This window comes from Bradyrhizobium sp. in8p8 (assembly GCF_000426845.1).
Taxonomy (GTDB): Bacteria; Pseudomonadota; Alphaproteobacteria; order Rhizobiales; family Xanthobacteraceae; genus Bradyrhizobium; species Bradyrhizobium japonicum_C.
In genome coordinates this window covers 1-2,135 of the sequence record NZ_AUGD01000047.1, presented here as the reverse complement: position 1 = coordinate 2,135, position 2,135 = coordinate 1, and the positions used below count along the sequence as shown (strand labels likewise).

Sequence of the window (2,135 nt, the reverse complement as noted above, 5' to 3'; positions counted from 1 at the left end):
GACGGCTTCATCTCCTTGCGGGTGAACCAGTCGGAGAACGCCATGGGCAGGAAGTGGCCGACGTCGATCACCTCGGTGGCCTGGCCCTTGATCACGGCCGAGCCCAGAATGCCCGAACCCGAGCCGCCGACCTCGATGTTGAGCCGTTCCTCGACGATGTCGATGATCTCGTCGACGACGAGGCCCATGGAGCGGCCGTCGTCGGCGAACACCAGGATCGGCTGGGCACCCTGGCTCGCAATGGTGACGCCTTCCATGGCCACCAGCGGCATCAGCTGCTCGCGGTACTGCACCATGTAGCGGCCGTTCGAGAACTCGATCTTGTCGGCCGGCAGCTCTTCCAGGCGCGTGACCAGCCCGAGCGGGACCGCCTTGGGCTGCGACGAGCCGGCGCGGAACACCAGCAGCGAGGTGGTCTGCTCGCCCGAGCCGATGTGATGGGCCCCGTTCTCGTCGCCCATGTCATGGGCCGAGGAGCCGGCGGCGCCGAGCGCCTTGGCAATGCCGTTGGGGTCGATGATCATGATGACCGCGCCATCGCCCAGGATGGTGTTGCCGGAGAACATGTCGATGTGACGCAGCTTGGTCGACATCGGCTTGACCACGATCTCCTCGGTGTGGAACACGCCGTCGACGACGATGCCAAAAGTCTGGCTGCCGACCTGCGTCACCACGATGAAGCCGTTCTCGGGATCGGAGGCCGCGCCGTCGTCGATCTTGAGCAGCTTCTTCAGGTGGATCAGCGGCAGCAGCTTGTTGCGCAGGCGCAGGACGGCGGTGTCCTTGATGCGCTCGATGCGATGCTCGGAGTTGGCGCGGGCGCGCACCAGCTCGACCACCGAGAGCTGCGGGATGGCAAAGCGGTCGCCGGCGGCCTCCACGATCAGGGCCGAGACGATGGCGAGCGTCAGCGGGATCTTGATGGTGACCGAGCTTCCCTCGCCCGCCACGCTCTTGATGTCGATGGTGCCGCCGATCTGGTCGATATTGGTGCGCACCACGTCCATGCCGACGCCGCGGCCCGAGACCGAGGTGACGGCGGCCGCGGTCGAGAAGCCCGGCGCGAAGATGAACTTGTGGATCTGGGCTTCGCTCATCTTCTCGAGCTCGGCCTCGGTGACGAGACCTGACGAGAGCGCCTTGGCCTTGATCTTCTCGGTGTTGAGGCCTCTTCCGTTGTCGGCGATGCAGATGATGATGTGGCCGCCCTCGTGATAGGCGGACAGGCGAATGGTGCCCTGCTCGCCCTTGCCGGCGGCCAGTCGCTCGGCGGGGGTCTCAAGGCCATGATCGGCGGAATTGCGCACCATGTGGGTGAGCGGGTCCTTGATCAGGTCGAGCACCTGGCGGTCGAGCTCGGTGTCGGCGCCGTGCATCTCCAGCTCGATCTGCTTGCCGAGTTCGGACGAGAGATCGCGGACGATGCGGGGCAGCTTCTGCCAGGCATTGCCGATCGGCTGCATGCGCGTCTTCATGACGCCTTCCTGCAGCTCGGCGGTGACGTTGGAGAGGCGCTGCAACGGCACCTTGAACTCGGTGTCCTCGTTGCGGCGGGAGATCTCCAGGAGCTGGTTGCGGGTCAGGACCAGCTCGGAGACCATGGTCATCAGATGCTCCAGCGTATCCACGTTGACGCGGATCGACTGGTTGGCGATGCGGTCGCCCTCGCTCGCCGTCTCGTCGGCGATCGACTTCTTCGGCGCGGCCCTCTCCTTGGCGGGCTTGGCGTCCGCGACAGGCGCTTCGGCGGCGGGCTCGGCCTTTGCCACGGGCGCGGGCGCCGGCGCTTCGATCGCGGTCTCGCGGAAGGCGCGCTCGAGCTCGTCGAGCGAGACCTCGCCCGGACGCAACGGGCGCTCCAGGGTCTGCTCGATCAGCGTGCCCGTGGTCAGCTCTTTTGCGGGTGCGGGCGCAGCGGCAGCCGGCGGTTCCGGCGCCAGCGGCGGGGCATCGGCAACCGGCGTAACGGCACCGGCCATTGAACCTGCAGCCGTTGAACCGGCAGCCATGGCCGCCATGCCCTGCTCGACCATCGCTTCCAGCTTGTCGATGAGGTCGCGGTCGTTACCCTCGGGCTCCGCTTCGGTCGCCTCCAGGCCTGCCAGGATCTCCTTGATGCGGTCGATCGAGGACAG

The 2,135-nt window shown here is 66.8% G+C and carries 1 protein-coding gene; it reads right to left on the bottom strand.

Annotated features, from left to right (window positions below):
* Nucleotides 1–2,135: chemotaxis protein CheA (locus tag K408_RS0136680; RefSeq protein WP_024343508.1), on the bottom strand; the 2,135-nt coding region annotated here is incomplete at both ends.